This is a genomic window from Raskinella chloraquaticus (SeqCode), assembly GCF_021731865.1.
Classification (GTDB): Bacteria; Pseudomonadota; Alphaproteobacteria; order Rhizobiales; family UBA4765; genus Raskinella; species Raskinella chloraquaticus.
In genome coordinates this window covers 122507-138691 of sequence record NZ_JAKFWN010000006.1, presented here as the reverse complement: position 1 = coordinate 138691, position 16185 = coordinate 122507, and the positions used below count along the sequence as shown (strand labels likewise).

Sequence of the window (16185 nt, the reverse complement as noted above, 5' to 3'; positions counted from 1 at the left end):
ATCAATTCCTGCCCACTTACCGGTAAGGCGCATCGAGCGCGATGTTCTGCGCGATCTCACGCTCCCAGCGGTCACCATTCGCCAGCAGGCGCTCCTTGTTGTAATAGAGTTCTTCGCGGGTTTCGGTCGCAAATTCGTAATTCGGCCCCTCGACAATCGCATCGACCGGGCATGCTTCCTGGCAAAAGCCGCAATAAATGCATTTGACCATGTCAATGTCATAGCGCGTCGTGCGCCGCGTCCCGTCATTGCGCCGCGGTCCCGCTTCGATGGTGATCGCCTGCGCCGGGCAGATCGCCTCGCACAGCTTGCAGGCAATGCAGCGCTCCTCGCCATTGGGATAGCGGCGCAGCGCATGTTCACCGCGAAAGCGCGGCGACAGATGCCCCTTCTGGAAAGGATAGTCGATGGTGAATTTGGGCCGGAAATAATAACGCATCGCCAGTCCGAAGGCCTGCACGAACTCCCACAGGAAGAGCGAACGCGCGGCGCGATCAAGGGTCATCCTCGCCTCCTTCAGCCTTTGGCCGCCAGATTGGTCGCCTGCAGGAACGCGGCGCTGGCAACAAGAAACAACAGGGACGCCGGCAGAAACACTTTCCAGCCAAGGCGCATCAACTGGTCGTAGCGGTAGCGCGGAACGATCGCCTTGACCATGGCGAACATGAAGAACACGAACCAAATCTTGAGAACGAACCAGACGACACCGGGAATCCACGTAAACGGCGCAAAGGGAAGCGGCGACAGCCAGCCGCCGAGAAACAGGATCGCGGTCATGGCGCACATCAGGGTGATGGCGACATATTCGCCCAGCATGAACAGAAGATAGGGCGTGGAGGAATATTCAACCATGAACCCGGCAACGAGTTCGGATTCGGCCTCGGGCAGATCGAAGGGCGGTCGATTGGTCTCAGCCAACGCTGAAATGAAGAAGATGACAAACATCGGAAACAGAAGCGGATTGGCGAAATGCCAGCCGAGAAGCCCGTAGGCACTGCGCTGCGATTCGACGATCTGGCTGAGATTGAGCGAGCCAACCCACAGCAGGACAGTCACGATGACAAAGCCGATGGAGACTTCGTAGGACACCATCTGTGCCGCCGAGCGCAAGGCGCCGAGAAAGGGATATTTCGAGTTCGACGCCCACCCCCCCATGATGATGCCGTAAACGCCCAATGACGAGATGGCGAAGATATAGAGGATACCGACATTGATGTCGGCGATCACCCAGCCCGGCCCGATCGGCACCACCGCCCAGGCTGCAAGTGCCAGGATGACGGTGACCAGCGGTGCCAGCAGAAACACCGGGCGGTCGGCTCCAGCCGGGATGATCGGTTCTTTCAGCACGAATTTCAGCAGGTCGGCAAAGGATTGCAGCAGACCGAACGCGCCGACCACATTAGGCCCTTTGCGCATTTGCACGGCTGCCCACACCTTGCGGTCAAACAGCAGCAGGAAGGCAATCATCACCAGCAGCGCCACCAGCAATACAACGCTCTGCAGAGCAATCAGCCCGCCCTGCAACAACGCTTTCCACACGACTTCGCTCATCGCCTTTACTCCGCCGCTGTCGTCATGCGCATGGTCGATAAGCGCGCACATTCCGCCATCACCGCCGAGGCGCGGGCGATCGGATTGGTCAAATAGAAATCATCGATCGCCTCATTGAATGGCGCCTTATCGGCAGACATTCCCATGTCGGCGATTTTGGAAAGCGTCGCCGGATCGGCAATCAGCCGGCTGCCGGTTTTCGCCAGATCAGGGAAGGTGGAAAAAAGCGCCTGCCGCAACTGCGCCAGAGAATCGAACGGGAGTTTTGCTTCAAGCGTCTGCGACAGGGCACGCAGGATCGCCCAGTCCTCACGCGCATTGCCAGGCGGGAAGACAGCACGTTCGGTTTGCTGCACCCGCCCTTCGGTATTGACGTAGATACCGCTCTTTTCCGTGTAGGCAGCGCCTGGGAGAACGACATCGGCGGCCTGCGCGCCATCATCACCATGCGAGCCGATATAGACGGCAAACGTCCCGGGCGACAGCGCCACCTCGTCCGCTCCCAGGAGGAACAGCACGTCAAGCGCACCCTGACGGATCATCGCGCGCCCATCGAGCCCGTCCTTGCCGGGAACAAAACCGATCTCAAGCCCGCCCACGCGTGAGGCTGCGGTGTGCAGAACGGCAAAGCCGTTCCAGCCCGCATCATCGCTGCGCCCGATGACGCCGAGCGCCAGCGCCGCTTTGGCCGCAAGCGAGAGAACTGCAGCGCCATCCACCCGCGACAACGCCCCCTGCCCGATGATGATCATCGGATGCTTGGCTGCTTTCATCGTCTGGACGAACGGATGATTGCCGGCAACCATCTCACCAAGCGTCTCCGGGCCAGCACCCAGATAAGCATAGTCCCAGGCGGTATCAGCTTTCGTCCCGATGAAACCGATCGGGAAGCCGCCTGCCCGCCAACGTTTGCGGATACGCGCATTGAGAACCGCCGCCTCGCGGCGCGGATTGGAACCGATGACGAGCAGCGCATCGGCCTTGTCGATGCCCGCAATGCCGGAACCGAACAAGTAGGAAGCCCGCCCGCCACTGGGATGCAGCTTCGTGCCATCCGGTCGACAATCGATGTTGGGGCTGTTGAGCGCGTTCATCAGTTCTTTCAGCGCGTACATCTCCTCAACGCTTGCCAGATCGCCCGCAATCGCCCCGATGCGCTTGCCCTGGGTGGCCTTGATCTTGCTCGCGATGAGCGTGAAGGCTTCCGCGAAGCTTGCCGGGCGCAGCCGGCCATTATCGCGGATATAAGGCCGATCAAGACGCTGCGATTTGAGCCCGTCCCAGATGAAGCGGGTCTTGTCGGAAATCCATTCCTCGTTCACCGCATCATTGGTGCGCGGCATGATGCGCATCACCTCATTGCCGCGCGCATCCACGCGAATGGCAGACCCCACCGCATCCATGACGTCGATGGTCTCGGTCTTGGTGAGTTCCCAGGGTCGCGCCTGGAAGGCGAATGGCTTCGAGGTCAGCGCACCGACCGGACACAGATCGATGATGTTGCCCTGCAGCTCCGACCCCATCGCCGCTTCGAGATAGGTCGTGATCTCCATATCCTCGCCGCGACCGATGGCGCCAAGATCGCCGACGCCGGCCACTTCCGCCGTGAACCGGACGCAGCGCGTGCAATGGATGCAGCGCGTCATCACCGTCTTCACCAGCGGCCCGATATTCTTGTCCTCAACCGCCCGCTTGTTCTCGTGATAGCGCGTCTTCGACACACCATAGGCCATCGCCTGATCCTGGAGGTCGCATTCGCCGCCCTGGTCGCAGATCGGGCAGTCGAGCGGATGATTGATCAACAGGAATTCCATCACCCCCTCGCGCGCTTTTTTCACCATCGGTGTGCGCGTGTTGACGACGGGCGGGGCGTTGTCTTTGCCGGGTCGCAAATCGCGCACCGAGCGGGCGCAGGAGGCAACGGGCTTGGGTTCGCCGACCACTTCCACCAGACACATGCGGCAATTGCCGGCAATCGACAGCCGCTCATGGAAGCAGAAGCGCGGAATTTCCGCCCCCGCCGCCTCGCATGCCTGCAGCAGCGTCGCGCCCGCCGGAACATCCACTTCCCTGCCGTCGACGATCAGTTTCGTCATGTCGTGCCCTTCGCCGATGAAGCCGCCGCATGGGCCGCCAGAAGTTCGCTTACCGCGATCCCGTTTATGGTGAAGCCGTCGAGCCGGCAATCGCTGATCGCCGCCCCGGCAAGATTAGCGTTGGAAATGCGCGCGCCGGACACATTGGCGTTGTTGACCCTCAGTCCTGACAGATTGACGTCGTTCAGCGACCAGCCCGACAGATTGGCATTGTGGACATGGGTGCCTGACAGATTGACGTCGTCAAAGAGCGAACCCGAGAGGTCGCTCACCGTTACATCGAGCCTGTCCTTGACCTTGTCGAGCTTCATCACATCCTCACTGCAACGCCGCGTGAGCGCTGATACGCCGCTGGATTTCCTCCGCAGTCGCCTTGATACGATTGAGCGCATTACGCGATTGGGCTGCATCCTCCGGCGACAGGCGCAGATAACAGGTCTGGGCACCGTCGACGATATAACGATCCTCGCTGAGGAGCGTCCCGCCACCCGCCGGCACCGTTGTCAGGACGACACGCGTCTTGCGCCCGGGGCGATGCGGCCCGCATGTCTCTTCGACCTCGACGCGCGTCTCCGCAAGCGGAGCTTCGAGAATAAGTCCATCACCAACAAGTGTGATCGCCGTGCCGCGACGGCGTGCACTGTCAGTGATGACGTCTCGTACAATCCGCACCGGTGCGTTTACCACCGTTCCCGGCGTCGCCACCTGCAGGCGCTGACCAAACTGCGGACGACTGGCACAGCCAGCGACCATCAACACGCTCAACACCAGCACCATCGTCGTCGGCCTCATGAGATGATCCTTCTCCGACATCCCGTCATTCCGCCGCAACCGCAATCGGCTCGCCGTGCGGGTTGGCCGCATACTGGTCGATCCGCTTTTCGATCTCGCCACGGAAATGGCGGATCAGCCCCTGCACCGGCCACGCCGCCGCGTCGCCCAGGGCACAAATCGTATGACCTTCAACCTGAGTCGTCACTTCCAGCAGCATATCGATCTCGCGCCGGCTGGACCGCCCCTCCGCCATGCGCTCCAGAACCCGCCACATCCACCCCGTGCCCTCACGGCAGGGTGTGCATTGGCCGCATGATTCATGCTTGTAGAAATAGGAGATGCGGGCAATGGCGCGAACCACATCAGTGGATTTATCCATGACGATGACGGCAGCCGTGCCGAGCCCTGATTTCAGATCGCGCAGCGCATCGAAATCCATCGGCGTGTCCATGATCTGCGCTGCCGGCACCATCGGCACCGACGAACCGCCGGGGATGACGGCCAGCAGATTGTCCCAGCCGCCGCGCACACCCCCGCAATGCTTGTCGATAAGCTCGCGGAAGGGCACCGACATCGCTTCTTCGAACGTCGCCGGCTTGTTCACATGGCCAGAGACGCAGAAGAGCTTGGTGCCGACATTGTTCGGGCGCCCGAAACTCGAAAACCATGAGGCACCGCGGCGCAAAATGGTCGGCGCGACCGCGATCGATTCGACATTGTTGACCGTCGTCGGGCAGCCATAAAGCCCGACATTGGCGGGAAAGGGAGGTTTGAGGCGCGGCTGGCCCTTCTTGCCCTCAAGGCTTTCGAGCAGCGCCGTTTCTTCGCCGCAGATATAGGCGCCGGCGCCATGGTGGACATAGAGATCGAAATCCCAGCCATGGATATTGCCCTTGCCGATGAGTTTCGCCTCATAGGCTTCATCAATTGCGCGCTGCAACGCCTCGCGCTCACGGATGAATTCGCCGCGCACATAGATGTAAGCGGCATGCGCACCCATGGCGAAGCTCGCAATCAGGCAGCCCTCGACCAGATGATGCGGGTCATGGCGCAGGATTTCACGGTCCTTGCAGGTACCAGGCTCGGACTCGTCCGCATTCACTACCAGATAGCTCGGTCGCCCGTCCGATTGCTTGGGCATGAACGACCATTTGAGCCCGGTGGGGAAGCCTGCCCCGCCGCGCCCGCGCAGGCCAGACGCCTTCATTTCATTCACGATCCAGTCGCGGCCCAGATCGATCAGCACCTTGGTGCCGTCCCACGAGCCCCGCTTGCGCGCGCCAGCGAGCGAACGGTCGTGGAAACCGTAGATATTGGTGAAGATACGGTCCTTGTCCTGTAGCATGCACCTAGATCCGGTTGGGGTTGGAGAGGATCGCCTTCGACACCTCCCCCGGTTTGGTTTCGATCTCGGCAAGGAGCGACGACTGGTCGCGCCACGCCTCTCCCTCATAGCTGATACGCAGCGCCACATGCCATTTGCCAGCCGGCAATTCCTCAAAATAAAAGCGCCCGTTCATATTGCACTGTGTCTGGCGCGCGCCTTTGGCAAACGCTTCGCGCCCCGCCGGATCGTTCTCGACATAGACGCCCGATTTGCGGATGCGCAGGAACTCGCGAAAATAGGTCGTATCCGGCAGCAGATAGACGATACCGCCCGAGCAACGGGCAAGAAAAGCGTTGGGGCGGCGTAAAAACCCTTCGCCATCAATGCGCGCCGTGCCCTTGGCCTGCCATGGCGCGTGCTCGGCTGCGTCAAAAGCAACCGTCACCGCTTCCTTGCGCACCAGACAGCCGCCAAGCGTCAGCAGGGCCAGCGCCAGCCCTGCCGCTTTGGCGGCAACCGGAACAGCAAAGACGGGTGACGCAGCAGCCATCATCACCTCATGATGCCGGCTTGTCGCCGACAGGATTGGCAGGCCGCCACCCCGAGGCAAGCTTCTTTGACTGGCCAATCCAGTCATCGCGCACCGCCCGGCCATGGAAGCCCTGGAGATTGTCGTCCACCCATTGCAAATTTTTGTCTGACCACACCGCAATCTGGTCGAAATGGAACACGCCCATCTCGTTCAGCATCGTTTCAAGCTTCGGCCCAACACCCCAGATGAGCTTCAGATCATCCGGGCCGCCCGCGCGTGCTGCACTTAGCATCACCGGCTTATCTTCGGGCTTCGATGTCATCGCCGGTATTACGGACGCAGGGGCTGCTGATGGCGCAGGCGCCGCAGGTACCGGTGCGGCGGCAGGAGGTGCTGGTGGAGGGGCAGCAACAGCCTTTGCAGCGGCAGCTGCCTGACGCTCACCGAATGATTTTCTCCAGCTGCCAACCGCGCTGCCATCATAGAGCGCCGGCTCCAGCAGCGTCGTCTGGCCGCCTTCCTGTTCCGACATCCGCCGCTTGCCGCTCTGCACACCGGGCATGACGGATTTACCGGCAACAAAATTGTCGAGAAGCGCGTTGAAGGTTTGAGGCGTCAGGTCTTCATAAGTGTCGGAGAACACCTGGATCATCGGCGCATTCACGCAGGCGCCCGCGCATTCAACCTCTTCCCATGACAGCTTGCCATCACCCGAGAGACGGAACTGGTCGTGATGGATGCGATGCTGGCAGATATCGATCAGCTCACCAGCGCCACGCAGGCGGCAGGGCGTCGTGCCGCACACCTGCACATGGGCAGCGCTGCCAACCGGCTGCAGCTGGAACATGGTGTAGAAGGTTGCAACCTCAAGCACGCGGATCTTGGCAAGGCCAACCATCTCGGCCACCACTTCGATGGCCTTCTCGCTCACCCAGCCTTCCTGCTCCTGCGCCCGCCACAGAATGGGAATGACAGCGGACGCCTTGCGGCCTGCCGGATATTTGGCGAATTGCGCTTGCGCCCATGCCTGATTTTCGCTCGAGAAGGCGAAGGATTTTGGCTGAACGTCGGCTGGGGCAAGACGACGGACGGACATCAGTTGACACTCCCGCTACGGTCCAAAAGGCAATGACGAGGGAGAAGAGGGAACGAGCGATATCCGGTCGCCCTCCACCACCCGGACGTTGCGCGCCCGACCTCCCCCTTGCCGGGGGAGGTTGAAGTGCGAATGTCGCGTTGCTGGTTCACCGATCGACCTCGCCAAACACGATATCAAGCGAGCCAAGGATGGCCGAGACGTCGGCCAGCATATGGCCGCGGCACATGAAATCCATCGCTTGCAAATGGGCAAAGCCCGGCGCGCGGATGCGACAGCGATAGGGCTTGTTGGAACCATCAGAGACGAGATAGACGCCAAACTCCCCCTTCGGCGCTTCAACCGCTGCATATACCTCGCCTGCAGGCACATGATAGCCTTCAGTATAGAGCTTGAAATGGTGGATGAGCGCTTCCATCGAGCGCTTCATGTCGCCGCGCTTCGGCGGCACGATCTTGCCCTGCAGCGAGGACACCTGCCCGCCGCGCTCGCTCCCCATCAGCATCTCGACGCATTGCTTCATGATCTTGGTCGACTGGCGCATCTCCTCCATGCGCAGGAGGTAGCGGTCATAGCAATCGCCATTCTTGCCAATCGGAATGTCGAAATCGAGTTCTTCATAGCATTCATAGGGCTGGCTCTTGCGCAGATCCCAGGGCGCGCCGGAACCGCGCACCATGACGCCGGAAAAGCCCCAGGCAAGCCCGGTTTCCAGCGACACCACGCCGATATCGACATTGCGCTGCTTGAAGATGCGGTTTTCGGTGAGCAGCGTCTCAAGGTCATCGCACACTTTAAGGAACGGATCGCACCAATTGCCGATATCTTCGACGAGCTTCTCGGTGAGATCCTGATGCACCCCACCCGGGCGCACGAAGGCGGCATGCATGCGGCTGCCCGAGGCCCGCTCATAGAAGATCATCAGCTTCTCGCGCTCTTCAAAGCCCCACAGCGGCGGGGTGAGCGCACCGACATCCATCGCCTGCGTGGTGACGTTGAGGATATGCGAGAGGATACGCCCGATCTCGGAATAGAGCACGCGGATAAGCTGGCCGCGCTTGGGCACCTGGACCTTCAGCAATTTCTCGACTGCCAGAGCATAGGCATGCTCCTGGTTCATCGGCGCCACATAGTCGAGTCGGTCGAAATAGGGGACGGCCTGCAGATAGGTCTTGGCCTCGATCAGCTTTTCCGTGCCGCGATGGAGAAGCCCGATATGCGGATCGACGCGCGTCACCACCTCGCCGTCAAGCTCCAGCACAAGGCGCAGCACGCCGTGGGCAGCTGGATGCTGCGGCCCGAAATTGATCGAGAAATTGCGGATCGATTGTTCGGTCATGATTTATTACCCGCTGATAGCGAATAGCACATAGCGAATAGCGAGTAGTCAGATGCAAACAGCGCGCGCTGCTCAGCCATCGGCACGGTCCTTTTGCAGTGAGCGGATCAGCGCGCGAAGCATCATCCCGATCACGCTCGCTTGCTCAAGTATCTGTTCGATATTTGCGGCCAACCTGACACGCCCGGCCAAAATCACATGCGTTTCCAGCTCTTTAAGCGATCCTTGGGCGATACGCAAAAACTGGACAAATGACGCTGTGCTTTCGCGACCATGCCCCTCGGCAATATTCGCCGCCACAGACGCCGCCGCACGACGTATCTGCGCTGTCACTCCGTACGCCTCATCGCGCGGAAATGTCTTGGTCAGATCGTAACAGGCGACAGCCAATTCCATTGCTCCTTGCCACACTTTCAGGTCACGACAGGAGTTGATTGTCACATCATTCAACTCGCTATTCGCCACTCGCTATTTGCTACTTCGCCTTCTCATCTCCCGGCAGCACATACTCCGTGCCCTCCCATGGCGAGAGGAAATCGAAATTGCGGAATTCCTGCGCCAGCCGCACCTTTTCGTAGACGACGCGCTTCTGCTCATCGTCATAGCGCACTTCGACAAAGCCGGTGAGCGGGAAATCCTTGCGTAAGGGGTGCCCCTCGAAGCCGTAATCGGTCAGAATGCGCCGCAGATCAGGATGCTCGGAAAAATAGATGCCGTAGAGGTCATAGGCCTCGCGCTCGAACCAGTTGGCGGCCGGGAACACCGCAATGACGGACGGCACCGCATTCATCTCGTCGGTCTCGACCGTTACCCGCACACGGTGGTTCAATTTCAGCGACAGCAGATGATAGACGACATCGAAGCGCTTCTCGCGCGCGGGATAATCAGCACCCGCCAGATCGATGAAACAGTGAAAGAGGCAGGCCGCATCATCGCGCAGCCTCATCAACACGCCAACGATGTCGGTGGCCTTTACCCTGAGATTAAGCTCGCCATAGGCAATGTCCGCGCTCTCAAGCGAGGTGCCCAGCAGACTGGTGACATGGCCTTTCAGCGCTTCCACACCGGCGATCTCGGCAGCTGACTGCATAAGCATCCCCTAGCGTTCGATGGTGCCGGTACGGCGGATTTTCTTCTGCAGCAGCAGAATGCCGTAAAGCAGCGCTTCAGCGGTCGGAGGACAGCCGGGCACGTAGATATCAACCGGAACGATGCGGTCGCAGCCGCGCACCACGCTGTAGCTGTAGTGATAATAGCCGCCGCCATTGGCACACGAGCCCATGGAAATCACATAGCGCGGCTCGGGCATCTGGTCATAGACCTTGCGCAGTGCAGGCGCCATCTTGTTGGTGAGCGTGCCGGCAACGATCATCACATCCGACTGGCGTGGGCTGGCGCGCGGGGCAAAGCCGAACCGCTCGACGTCATAACGCGGCATGGAAAGCTGCATCATTTCAACCGCACAGCACGCCAACCCAAACGTCATCCACATGAGCGAGCCGGTGCGGGCCCAGTTGATGAGGTCATCCGTCGAGGTGACAAGAAAACCCTTGTCGGCAAGCTCGGCGTTGACGTCGCTGAAAAAGGCGTCGCGCGGGGTTGCCGGCGTCTGCTCCATGGTCAATCCCATTCGAGCGCTCCCTTGTTCCACTCATAGATGAAGCCGATGGTGAGCACACCGAGGAAGACCATCATCGACCAGAAGCCAAGCCAGCCAAGTTCCCCGAAGGTGACAGCCCAGGGAAACAGAAACGCCACCTCAAGATCGAAAATGATGAACAGGATCGACACCAGATAAAAGCGCACATCGAATTTCATCCGCGCATCATCGAAGGCGTTGAAACCGCACTCATAGGCCGAGAGCTTTTCACTGTCAGGCTTCGAATAGGCGACCACGAAGGGCGCAACCATCAGCGCCAGCCCAATGACGGATGAAATGGCGATGAAGATGATGATCGGCAGGTAATCCGACAGCAATTCTGTTGCCACGATCTGCTCCCTCCGCTGGCGCTGCCAGGGTCGTGAAAGTGTGCAGGGCGCACCTGCGAACTGCAAGATGGTACAAACACAATAATTCTCGACCGGCATCCGGCTGCAAGCCAGGCGCCAATAACCATGCGCCCTGCCGATCAAAAAGCCAATGCGCGTACCCGTTTGCCCCTGTCGCGGCTTAGCCGAGCCAACGGGCGATGGCAAGACGTTCACCGCAGATTAAACGCCTGTCAGCGCAGGCATGCCCTGACATGCCAGGATGAGGCGATATTTAGCGCCGGGCCGGCTTGACAGCGCAGCGTCGCTTGCCCTAACTGCGGCCTCCTCGAAATGGTGTCCGCGTCAGACGCTGACGGCCAGATCGTTCGCGCGGGCGTAGCTCAGTCGGTTAGAGTGCCGGCCTGTCACGCCGGAGGTCGCGGGTTCGAGCCCCGTCGCCCGCGCCATTATTGGCTCATGCACCACCAGGTGGACGAGTTCGGATCGAGCCGGCGACGTCAGCCTGTTGTGACCGCCTTGATGAATTGCTGCACATGATTGGACAGCGTTTCCGAGCGTTGATTGAGATTCTGGGCAGCGCCTGTCACCGCACCCGCCGCTGTTCCCGTCTGCTGTACGGCTTGCGTGACCTTGCTGATGCTGGCCATCGCCTGCCCCGAACTTTCTGACGCCTTTTGCGCATCAGCCGCAATCGAGCTTGTCGTACCGCTCTGGCGATTGCACGCAGAGGCAATTGCTTTTGCTGATTCCGTGATGGCAGCAACGGCACCCGTCACCGTACTGATCTGATTGGCGCATGCCCGGGTCGCGGCCTGAATATCGCCAATCTGCTTCGAGATGTCATCGATGGCATTGGCCGTCTGACTTGCCAGCTGCTTGACCTCGGTTGCGACCACAGCGAATCCTTTTCCCGATTCGCCTGCCCGCGCCGCTTCGATGGTGGCGTTGAGCGCCAGCAGATTGGTCTGATTGGCGATGCTGGCAATCAACGACACGATGCCACCGATCTTCTGCGTCGTCTCGACGAGACTCTGGATCGAGTGATGCATGGTATCGGTATCCCCGGTCGCCTTGTTGGCAATCTCGAGGCTTCGTTCCGATTGCACGGCGATTTCACTGACCGCTGCAGCAAGTTCATCGGCGGCCGCCGATGTGTTGTCCGTACTCTCCCGCACGTCATGCGAGGCACGCTCCACCTGCCGCATGTCGCTTTCGACCTGCTCCACCGCGCTCGTGACATTATCGGCGGCGCCGGCAAGTTGCCCGGCTTCGTTTTTCAACGACGCGCACATATCGGCCATGGCGTTGCTGAATTGGCCGGTCGCCTCGCTCATCGATTTCTGCCGTTCGGCCGCCGTGCGCTTTGCTTCGCGCTGATCAATCGCAATCGCGCTCACGATATCAAACAGAAAGAGATCGACAACATGCGCACATTGCGCCACCGCCCGTTTGGCCGACATGCGGTTGGTTCTGGCGATTTCTGCGAAAAGCGGCGCGATGAGGCGGTGCGCGACCGACAGCCTGACGCGCGCGCCTAGATTGGCGGTGATTTCGGCCTCGCTCGCCTGACGGCTGGAGTGAACGAACTGGTCGCCGAATTCCGCCTTGAACAATTGCGTAAAATGAGCACCTTCCGCTCGTGCCAGCGGTTCGGCGTTTCCCTCGAACTGCTCTTTAAATGCCGGATAGCGTTGGGCCGCACTGAGACAGTATTCTCGTGTGATGGACGCGGTACGCTCTGCAACGATTGATTGAAGCGTACGAACAAATGCTTTGGCATTTTCATCAATATTATAAATAGCAAGACGATTACGCACTTCTTCAACGCTGGACACTTCCAGTGGCTTCGACATGACGCTTCCTCATCTGCTATGCCGATTAACGTAGGAAGAAAAAATTACCAATAAATTAACTATAATTGACCGCGCGCGAAAATTTACTCCCAAATACAAGTATGTGTGATGATGTAATTATTTTTTGGCGATTTTTGTTCAAATATTGGGCATATTTCCACCATCTGGCGGAAGCGTCAGCATGCAAGTGAGATGATAGTCATCGCGCCATTCTTTGTCTAAAACGCCGTATGAGCGAAGCGCCGGCCAGCCTGACCATCCGCACCTATGCCAGCTTGACGGATATTCCAGCCACGGCCTGGAATGCCTGTGCACGACCTGCGGCCGCCTCACCGTCATGTGAGGATAACCCCAGCCTCAGCCACCAATTCCTCGCCGCTCTGGAACAATCGGGAACGGTGTCGCCCGGCACAGGTTGGGCGCCCCACCATCTTGCGGTCGAACAAGACAAGCAGGTGATCGCCGTGGCGCCTGCCTACATCAAGTCGCACTCCATGGGCGAATATGTATTCGACCACAGCTGGGCCGATGCCTATGAGCGCGCCGGCGGCCGATATTACCCAAAGCTTCAATTGGCGGTACCATTCACGCCCATACCCGGCGGGCGATTTCTGGCAAAAGAAGGCCCCCATTCTGCCGCCGCTCAAGATGTGCTGATGGCATCCATTGCCGCACTCGTCGAGCGAAGCAATCTGTCGTCCGCTCACGCGACATTCCTGTCACAGGCTGAATGTCAGCGTGCCAGCCAGCATGGATTTCTGCAGCGCCAGGACCAGCAATTTCATTGGCACAATCATGAATATCTGACCTTCGACGATTTCCTGGAAGCGCTCGCGTCGCGCAAACGCAAGGCCATCCGTCGTGAGCGCCGCGAAGCGCTGGAACCTGCCATCACCATCGAGCGCCTGACGGGCAGCGACATCACTGAAGCACATTGGGATGCGTTTTTTTCCTTCTACATGGACACAAGTGCCCGCAAATGGGGACGCCCTTATCTCAATCGGCTGTTTTTCTCGCTGATCGGCGAGCGGATGAGCGACCAGATACTTTTGGTGATGGCGCGGCGCGATGGCCGCTACATCGCCGGCGCGCTCAATCTCATCGGCAGTCATGCGCTTTACGGGCGCAATTGGGGGGCGCTGGAACATCACCCCTTCCTCCATTTCGAGTTATGTTATTATCAGGCCATCGACTTTGCCATTGAGCGCGGGCTTGCCCGCGTCGAGGCTGGCGCCCAGGGCGAGCACAAGCTCGCGCGCGGCTATCTGCCCTCGCCCACCTATTCCGCCCATTATATTGCCAATGTCGGGTTCCGCCGCGCAGTCGCCGCCTATCTGGAGCGCGAGCGCAGCGCCGTGGACGACATGATCGAGACGCTGACCGAACTTGGCCCCTTTCGGCGCGGCGCCGCCGAAATCGATAGCTGAGCGCTGCCCGGCATGGACCGGGAAGGACGATCTGACCATGCGACAGGTAGCGCCGCCTTATACTCGTCGCAATGAACCGTCAGCATTCGATGCGCAGGCCGTTATTCACATTTTCTGCACGCAGTGGAGAACATGACAGATGGACAAGACAATTGCAGACCGCCGCCGTTTTCTGACCCTGTTTGCCGGGGCTGTCGCTGCCGGAGTGACCGGCCTTGGCCTGACAGCCGACAAGGCGGAAGCCCTGCCTGTTCCAGCGGTGCCCCACACCCCACCATCGACCGCCACGGATGCAATGGCGCCTGAAGAAGGCATCGATTTGTCGAAGGTCGAGAAGGTGCAATACTATTATGTTCGCCCGCGGCGCCGCTTCTATCGGCGCCCTCGTTATGTCTACGTCCGCCCGCGTCGTCGGTTTTATCGTCGCCCGCGCCGTGTCATCGTCTATCGCCGCCGGCCCGTGCGCTACTATCGCTATTATCGCTACTATTGATGCTGTACGCCCCTAGACGCCATCATGTGATGTTTCCGCCCATGGCCCGGATGACGGCGGACGGCATCGCGACGCCCTATCACGCCGGACGCGGCTCTTGCGCCCGGCATCGCCTTGCGTGATGCTGGCTGACCATTTTCACATGCGGAATGCAGCGATGACGCCCTATGACCCGAGTAATATCTTCGCCAGGATCCTGCGTGGCGAAATTCCCTGTTTCAAAGTTTATGAGGATGCGCGCGTCTTCGCCTTTCTCGACATCATGCCGCGCGCGCCCGGTCATACATTGGTCATTCCAAAAGCACCGGCCAGAAACCTTCTCGACATCGCCCCCGACGATCTCGCGGAGGTGATCGGGATCGTCCAGAAAATCGCCCTTGCAGCCAGATCAGCCATGCACGCCGATGGCATCACGCTCAACCAGTACAGCGAAGCAGCCGGTGGTCAGGAAGTCTTTCATCTGCATTTCCATGTGATACCGCGCCTTGCAGGCGTCATGATGAAGCCGCCGGCATCAATCCGCGAGACGCCTGAAACGCTGAAACATCATGCTGATCTGTTGGTTTCGCAGCTTGCCCGATCATGAGTATTTAGCCGGCAAAAAGAACTTGACCGGCCAGAAGTACGGCGACGCCAGCGCCGACACCGATGAGCACGTGTCCTCGGAAAGCTGTAAACGCCATCAGCCCGCCGGCAAGGGCTGCAATGCGTAACGCAATCGGCGTTTTGGCCAGCACGCCGGTTGGAAAAAAGATCGCGTGGGCAACAAAGGCGGCAATGATGCCGGTCGCCGCAGCGCGGACGAACAACAGGATTTCGCTGCGCGGATTGATCCGCCAACCGATCGCCAGCCCCAGCCAGCGCCAGATTTCGGTCGGCAGCGCCGCTGCAACGATAATCAGGGCTGCAGCCTGCCAGCCTTCGCCAATCGGGCTCACAGTGTCCGCTCTCGCCGCCAACGCTCGGCCAGATATCCGGCAATTCCCGCCGCACCGCCGCCGATCAGCAAGTCAAACTCGCTGGTGAAGCTGTGCGCGATCGGGCCAAAAATAAGGCCCGCAGCAAGCGCGAATTTCTCCGACAGCGTGGTCGCTGCCTTCAACATCGAGAGCAAAAAATAAAGCGGCGATAAAATAACCAGCCCGGGGCCGATACTGACTGGCAAATAGCCCGAGATTAAGTATCCAACCGCCCCAAACCCGGTCGCGATCACCATCAGCCCCGTGCCCATGCCGATGAAATAAGCCAGACGGTGCTCTTCCGGCACTTTGGGCAATTTGAGAAAGCCTTCAACATAAGCCGTCACTGCCACATAATGAACGGCGATCACGAGCCAGACGCGGCGGATGCGATCGGTGGTTCCAAACAGCGGCATGACGGCAATCGTCATCGGTAGCAGGCGCACGGCGGAGAGCGCGACCGCAATGCCTGCTGCCACCACGCTGGCGCCGCCCGCCAGAGCCGCGACAAAAACGAGCGCGCTTGGCAACGCCCATATCGACACCGACATGAACACTACCTGCCACAATGGAAAACCCGCATCGCGCGCAAATGCGCCGAAGCCGACAAACGACAACGACAACACGACAAGGCCAAGCGACAGGCTGCCAGCCGCCCCTTTCACGAACCAGACCGGAGAAATATCAACCCGATCGGCCGGCATGCCGCGTCGATCCGTCATGGCATCGCACCTGACAAACGATGC

General features: G+C 59.8%; 18 protein-coding genes, 1 tRNA gene and 1 pseudogene. 4 read left to right on the top strand and 16 right to left on the bottom strand.

Going from position 1 to position 16185, the window contains the following annotated elements; all coding sequences use genetic code 11:
- Positions 1-16: 16 nt before the first annotated feature.
- The 13 genes and pseudogenes from nuoI to ACINK1_RS03460 form a co-directional block, all read right to left on the bottom strand.
- On the bottom strand, positions 17-505 hold the full coding sequence (gene nuoI, locus ACINK1_RS03520) for an NADH-quinone oxidoreductase subunit NuoI (RefSeq protein ID WP_376802482.1): 489 nt from the start codon (positions 503-505) through the stop codon (positions 17-19).
- Between the two features lie 11 nt (positions 506-516).
- Entirely contained in the window at positions 517-1551 is a 1035-nt protein-coding gene (gene nuoH / locus ACINK1_RS03515) for an NADH-quinone oxidoreductase subunit NuoH (RefSeq protein WP_376802481.1), read from the bottom strand.
- Positions 1552-1556: 5 nt separating this feature from the next.
- Positions 1557-3647, bottom strand: a complete 2091-nt coding sequence (nuoG, locus tag ACINK1_RS03510; RefSeq protein ID WP_376802480.1) for an NADH-quinone oxidoreductase subunit NuoG — start codon at positions 3645-3647, stop codon at positions 1557-1559.
- The gene (locus ACINK1_RS03505; protein WP_376802479.1) at positions 3644-3958 is read right to left on the bottom strand and encodes a pentapeptide repeat-containing protein; all 315 of its coding nucleotides are present in this window, start codon (positions 3956-3958) and stop codon (positions 3644-3646) included. The genes nuoG and ACINK1_RS03505 overlap by 4 nt, the downstream gene beginning before the upstream one ends.
- 7 nt (positions 3959-3965) lie before the next feature.
- Positions 3966-4439, bottom strand: a complete 474-nt coding sequence (locus ACINK1_RS03500) for a hypothetical protein (RefSeq protein WP_376802478.1) — start codon at positions 4437-4439, stop codon at positions 3966-3968.
- A 25-nt stretch (positions 4440-4464) separates the two neighbouring features.
- A complete protein-coding gene (gene nuoF, locus ACINK1_RS03495) occupies positions 4465-5766 on the bottom strand; it encodes an NADH-quinone oxidoreductase subunit NuoF (protein WP_376802477.1) in 1302 nt (433 codons plus the stop codon).
- Between the two features lie 4 nt (positions 5767-5770).
- Positions 5771-6301, bottom strand: coding sequence for a hypothetical protein (locus ACINK1_RS03490; protein WP_395759969.1), 531 nt, complete (start codon positions 6299-6301; stop codon positions 5771-5773).
- 4 nt (positions 6302-6305) lie between these two features.
- Complete coding sequence (gene nuoE, locus ACINK1_RS03485; protein WP_376802475.1) at positions 6306-7376, bottom strand: NADH-quinone oxidoreductase subunit NuoE; 1071 nt, start codon at positions 7374-7376, stop codon at positions 6306-6308.
- Positions 7377-7524: 148 nt separating this feature from the next.
- Positions 7525-8715 carry an NADH-quinone oxidoreductase subunit D gene (locus ACINK1_RS03480; RefSeq protein ID WP_376802474.1) on the bottom strand — a complete coding sequence of 397 codons (1191 nt, stop codon included), beginning with the start codon at positions 8713-8715 and terminating at the stop codon, positions 7525-7527.
- A 72-nt stretch (positions 8716-8787) separates the two neighbouring features.
- Entirely contained in the window at positions 8788-9111 is a 324-nt protein-coding gene (locus ACINK1_RS03475) for a four helix bundle protein (protein ID WP_376802473.1), read from the bottom strand.
- A 79-nt stretch (positions 9112-9190) separates the two neighbouring features.
- Complete coding sequence (locus ACINK1_RS03470) at positions 9191-9811, bottom strand: NADH-quinone oxidoreductase subunit C (protein WP_376802472.1); 621 nt, start codon at positions 9809-9811, stop codon at positions 9191-9193.
- A gap of 3 nt (positions 9812-9814) precedes the next feature.
- Positions 9815-10321: pseudogene (locus ACINK1_RS03465) on the bottom strand (NuoB/complex I 20 kDa subunit family protein); the annotation flags it as partial.
- Between the two features lie 14 nt (positions 10322-10335).
- Positions 10336-10704 (bottom strand): NADH-quinone oxidoreductase subunit A, encoded by a 369-nt coding sequence (locus tag ACINK1_RS03460; protein ID WP_376802471.1) that lies wholly within the window; start codon positions 10702-10704, stop codon positions 10336-10338.
- Positions 10705-11076: 372 nt separating this feature from the next.
- Here ACINK1_RS03460 and ACINK1_RS03455 point away from each other — a divergent pair.
- A tRNA-Asp gene (locus ACINK1_RS03455) sits at positions 11077-11153 on the top strand.
- A 51-nt stretch (positions 11154-11204) separates the two neighbouring features.
- Here the strand turns inward: ACINK1_RS03455 and ACINK1_RS03450 are convergent.
- Positions 11205-12560 (bottom strand): methyl-accepting chemotaxis protein, encoded by a 1356-nt coding sequence (locus ACINK1_RS03450; RefSeq protein ID WP_376802470.1) that lies wholly within the window; start codon positions 12558-12560, stop codon positions 11205-11207.
- 230 nt (positions 12561-12790) lie between these two features.
- On the opposite strand from ACINK1_RS03450, the gene ACINK1_RS03445 reads away from it, so the two are divergent.
- From ACINK1_RS03445 to ACINK1_RS03435, 3 genes are all read left to right on the top strand, one after another.
- Positions 12791-13987 carry a GNAT family N-acetyltransferase gene (locus tag ACINK1_RS03445; protein ID WP_376802469.1) on the top strand — a complete coding sequence of 399 codons (1197 nt, stop codon included), beginning with the start codon at positions 12791-12793 and terminating at the stop codon, positions 13985-13987.
- 139 nt (positions 13988-14126) lie between these two features.
- Positions 14127-14480, top strand: a complete 354-nt coding sequence (locus ACINK1_RS03440) for a hypothetical protein (protein WP_376803815.1) — start codon at positions 14127-14129, stop codon at positions 14478-14480.
- A gap of 157 nt (positions 14481-14637) precedes the next feature.
- On the top strand, positions 14638-15066 hold the full coding sequence (locus tag ACINK1_RS03435) for an HIT family protein (RefSeq protein ID WP_376802509.1): 429 nt from the start codon (positions 14638-14640) through the stop codon (positions 15064-15066).
- 4 nt (positions 15067-15070) lie between these two features.
- Here ACINK1_RS03435 and ACINK1_RS03430 read toward each other — a convergent pair whose 3' ends face one another.
- Complete coding sequence (locus ACINK1_RS03430) at positions 15071-15418, bottom strand: AzlD domain-containing protein (protein ID WP_376802467.1); 348 nt, start codon at positions 15416-15418, stop codon at positions 15071-15073.
- Positions 15415-16161 (bottom strand): AzlC family ABC transporter permease, encoded by a 747-nt coding sequence (locus ACINK1_RS03425; protein ID WP_376802466.1) that lies wholly within the window; start codon positions 16159-16161, stop codon positions 15415-15417. Before ACINK1_RS03425 ends, ACINK1_RS03430 begins: the two co-directional genes overlap by 4 nt.
- Between the last annotated feature and the right edge of the window lie 24 nt (positions 16162-16185).

Bases quoted from the DNA above. Each gene is read 5' to 3' on its own strand.
- nuoI (WP_376802482.1), bottom strand. From the start codon at position 505: ATGACCCTTGATCGCGCCGCGCGTTCGCTCTTCCTGTGGGAGTTCGTG.
- nuoH (WP_376802481.1), bottom strand. From the start codon at position 1,551: ATGAGCGAAGTCGTGTGGAAAGCGTTGTTGCAGGGCGGGCTGATTGCT.
- nuoG (WP_376802480.1), bottom strand. From the start codon at position 3,647: ATGACGAAACTGATCGTCGACGGCAGGGAAGTGGATGTTCCGGCGGGC.
- ACINK1_RS03505 (WP_376802479.1), bottom strand. From the start codon at position 3,958: ATGAAGCTCGACAAGGTCAAGGACAGGCTCGATGTAACGGTGAGCGAC.
- ACINK1_RS03500 (WP_376802478.1), bottom strand. From the start codon at position 4,439: ATGAGGCCGACGACGATGGTGCTGGTGTTGAGCGTGTTGATGGTCGCT.
- nuoF (WP_376802477.1), bottom strand. From the start codon at position 5,766: ATGCTACAGGACAAGGACCGTATCTTCACCAATATCTACGGTTTCCAC.
- ACINK1_RS03490 (WP_395759969.1), bottom strand. From the start codon at position 6,301: ATGATGGCTGCTGCGTCACCCGTCTTTGCTGTTCCGGTTGCCGCCAAA.
- nuoE (WP_376802475.1), bottom strand. From the start codon at position 7,376: ATGTCCGTCCGTCGTCTTGCCCCAGCCGACGTTCAGCCAAAATCCTTC.
- ACINK1_RS03480 (WP_376802474.1), bottom strand. From the start codon at position 8,715: ATGACCGAACAATCGATCCGCAATTTCTCGATCAATTTCGGGCCGCAG.
- ACINK1_RS03475 (WP_376802473.1), bottom strand. From the start codon at position 9,111: ATGGAATTGGCTGTCGCCTGTTACGATCTGACCAAGACATTTCCGCGC.
- ACINK1_RS03470 (WP_376802472.1), bottom strand. From the start codon at position 9,811: ATGCTTATGCAGTCAGCTGCCGAGATCGCCGGTGTGGAAGCGCTGAAA.
- ACINK1_RS03450 (WP_376802470.1), bottom strand. From the start codon at position 12,560: ATGTCGAAGCCACTGGAAGTGTCCAGCGTTGAAGAAGTGCGTAATCGT.
- ACINK1_RS03445 (WP_376802469.1), top strand. From the start codon at position 12,791: ATGAGCGAAGCGCCGGCCAGCCTGACCATCCGCACCTATGCCAGCTTG.
- ACINK1_RS03440 (WP_376803815.1), top strand. From the start codon at position 14,127: ATGGACAAGACAATTGCAGACCGCCGCCGTTTTCTGACCCTGTTTGCC.
- ACINK1_RS03435 (WP_376802509.1), top strand. From the start codon at position 14,638: ATGACGCCCTATGACCCGAGTAATATCTTCGCCAGGATCCTGCGTGGC.
- ACINK1_RS03425 (WP_376802466.1), bottom strand. From the start codon at position 16,161: ATGACGGATCGACGCGGCATGCCGGCCGATCGGGTTGATATTTCTCCG.